General features: G+C 69.6%; 1 pseudogene. It reads left to right on the forward strand.

Annotated features, from left to right (window positions below):
- A pseudogene (locus AAEY88_RS14955) lies at window positions 1-247 on the forward strand (multidrug transporter); the annotation flags it as partial.

Consider the following 247-nt stretch of genomic DNA (forward strand, 5'->3'; position numbering starts at 1 on the left):
GGGCTGTATCGCGCGGGCGTTGGTGTCAGTGCGTACGAGCTCGACCTGTTCGGCCGCGTGCGCAACCTGTCCGACGCGGCGCTCGCCGAATACTTCGCGACGGCCGACGCGCAGCGCACGGTCCGCATCGGCGTGATCGCCGAAGTGGCGGGCGCGTATGTTTCCGAGCGATCGTTGCACGAGCAACTGGCGCTCGCTCAGCGTACGCTCGAAGCCCGCGAGCGGATGGCCGCGCTCACGCAACGCC

The organism is Psychrobacter sp. CAL346-MNA-CIBAN-0220 (assembly GCF_040309805.1).
In the GTDB taxonomy this organism is placed as follows: Bacteria; Pseudomonadota; Gammaproteobacteria; order Pseudomonadales; family Moraxellaceae; genus Psychrobacter.